Genomic DNA, 2703 nt, shown 5'->3' on the forward strand with positions numbered 1-2703 from the left:
ACCCTGGTCTCCGCCGTGTTTTTCGTCGCCCCGATCGCTGACGCCGCGACCTGCGTCCCGGAGACGGCATCGGCTCACGCCATGGTCGTTGAAGATGCGGGCGATGGCGACCAGGTCGACCTTGGCGCTGGGCACGGAGTCTGCACCCACGGCCACTGCCACCACAACGGAACTGCCCGTGCGGATGTCGCCGACCACATCGCGATGCAGATCCACGCGCGGCCTGTTCACGCCTTCCCCTCGAGTGATTTTCCGTCGTCGATCTCTCCCGACGGCCTGAAGCGCCCTCCCAGAGTCTGACCGGACGTCTGCGCCGCCGTGCGCGCGAACTCGTGTCAAATTTCTGGAAGATGAATCATGCCTCCCTCATATCGCAGGCCGCCGCGTTTCGCGGTCGGCTGCGCGTTGGCCGCATTCGCGGCCGTGCTGGCCAGTCCCGCTTGGGCTGACCCCGCGCCGTCCTTCGCCGAGCTGCTCGCCCAGCTGGGTCAAACCCCGGCCACCCTTGAAGCCGGCGCCCTGTCGGACGCCGCCGAAGCACGTGTCCGCCAGGCCCGTGCGAGGCCTAATCCGACGATCGCTCTCGACGCCGAGAACGCTTTCGGCACGGGGCCCTTCTCGGGCTACGCCAATGCCGAAACCACCTTGTCGATCAGCCAGGACCTCGAGCTCTGGGGACGCCGGACCGCTCGGGTCAATGTCGCCCGCGCGGAGGCTGGGACAGCGGCTCTGCAGCGCGATCTCGCCGTCATCGACGCTGCTGGAAGACTCGCGCAGGTCTATGCCGATGCGGAAGCCGCCCAAAGGCGGGCCGTCCTCGCTGAAGAAAGCCTGACCCTGACCATCGCCGATGCAAGGGCCGCCCTTGTTCTCGTCGAGGAAGGGCGCGAGCCCCTGCTACGCGGCATTCAGGGTGAAAGCGAAGCAGCTGCAGCGCGCGCCACGCGGGATGAGGCCATCGCCGAACGCGACGCGGCGTTCGCCAGGCTGACCGCTGTCGCCATGCTGGCGGCGCCAGTAACAACGATCGACACCAGCCTGCTCGACCTGCCGCCTGCCCCCGCCTTTGTGGCGCCAGCGGATGCACCGACCGTTCGTGTCGCGGAAGCGCAACGGGCCGCCGCCGAACGCCGGATCGACGTCGAGCGGATACGCTCTCGTCCGGACATCAACGCCAGCGTCGGTGTCCGTCGCTACGAGATGGAAGACGCAACGGCTCTGACGTTCGGCGTCAGCATGCCGCTGCCATTGTTCGACCGGAACCGCGGAAACATCGCTGCGGCGCAGGCGGACTTCCGTGCCGCGGATGCGCGGCTCCTTGGCGCCCGTCAGGAAGCCCAGGCCGATCGCGCCGCGGCGCGGGCGCGGCTCGCCGCATCCGTCAGCCGGGTTTCCGCCGCCGATGCGGGAGTGGCGTCTGCGGAGGAAGCCTATCGCCTGTCGCGAATCGGAACCGAAGCGGGGCGCATTTCCCAGCTTGAACTGCGGGTCACCCGCACAGCCCTGATTTCTGCCCGGACGTCTGCCGTCGATGCGCGCCTCGCGCGCGTCCAGGCCGAGATCGAACTTGCGCGCCAGGACGGCCGCGCCCCCTTCCAAGGAGCCCAGTGATGCGCAAGCGCACATCCAACAAGACGTTGCTCATCGGCGGAGCCGCCGCCATCGTCCTTCTCGGTGGAGGCGGGCTCTTCCTGCTCACACGCGGACCGGATGCCGCTCCAGCGGCCGCACCGGCCGCTGCCGAAGGTGAGGCGGGTCACGCGGAGGAAGGCGCCCATGCCGAAGGCGAGGCCGAAGCGCCAGAAGGCTTCGTCGCACTGAGCGCGGCCCAGGCCCAGGCCGCGAGCCTGATTGTGGTCGGCGTCGGTCGGGGAGGGGGGGCGGAAACCCGTCTCTCCGGGCGGGTCGAGCCAATGATCGACGCGCGCGCCGCTGTCGCGGCGTCCGTCGGCGGGCGCGTTGAGCGGGTTCTCGTGGCGCCGGGTCAGACGGTCCGGATCGGCCAGCCTCTGGCGAGCGTCGTGAGCGGCGAAGCCGCAACCTTCCGGGCGGATGCGGACGCTGCGGCCGCTGAGACCGAGGCGGCGCGCCAGGCCTATCAACGCAACCGCAATTTGGCGGATCAGGGCGTCGTCGCCCGACAGGAAGTCGAGGCGTCCCGCGCGCAACTGCTCAGCGCCGAAGCCGGCGCACGGGCGGCTCGCGCGCGGTCCAGCGCGGCGGGCTCGCCCAACGCGTCGGGCCGCCTCAGCGTCACCAGCCCCATCGCCGGGGTCGTGACCAGCGTTCAGGTCGGGCCGGGCGGTTTCGTCGCCCAGGGTGGCGTTGTCGCCGAAGTCACGAACCCGGCCAGGGTTGAGCTCGTCTTCAACGCGCCGCCTGCGTTGGCCGCCAATGTACGAGCCGGGGCTCCTCTGCGGGTCAGCAGCCCGAGCGGCGATTTTGACGCCGTCGTCACCGGCGTCGCCGCGGGCGCGGGCGGCGAGAGCGGCGCCACGGTCATCCGGGCCCGACCGACGGGCTCCGTCCTCCCACCGGCCGGCTCCGCCGTTACCGGTGCGATCGTGACGGGCGAAACCACGGGCGGTCTCACCGTTCCGACCGAGTCCGTCCAGACCGTCGACGGGAACACCGTCGTCTTCGTTCAAGTCCCGAACGGCTTCCAGGCCCGTCCGGTGCTCGCCGGTCGTCAGGCCGGGGGGC

The 2703-nt window shown here is 70.4% G+C and carries 3 protein-coding genes; 2 read left to right on the forward strand and 1 reads right to left on the reverse strand.

All coding sequences use genetic code 11. The annotated features are described in order from the left end of the window. The coding region (locus RTU05_RS17765; RefSeq protein WP_312599618.1) for a glutamate synthase-related protein at positions 1–216 on the reverse strand (216 nt) is incomplete at its 3' end. 207 nt (positions 217–423) lie between these two features. On the opposite strand from RTU05_RS17765, the gene RTU05_RS17770 reads away from it, so the two are divergent. After that, positions 424–1611, forward strand: a complete 1188-nt coding sequence (locus RTU05_RS17770; protein WP_312599619.1) for a TolC family protein — start codon at positions 424–426, stop codon at positions 1609–1611. Further along, positions 1611–2703 (forward strand): efflux RND transporter periplasmic adaptor subunit (locus RTU05_RS17775; RefSeq protein ID WP_312599620.1); only part of this gene is annotated, 1093 nt, incomplete at its 3' end. The genes RTU05_RS17770 and RTU05_RS17775, both read left to right, overlap by 1 nt.

The organism is Brevundimonas sp. (assembly GCF_032017145.1).
Classification (GTDB): domain Bacteria; phylum Pseudomonadota; class Alphaproteobacteria; order Caulobacterales; family Caulobacteraceae; genus Brevundimonas.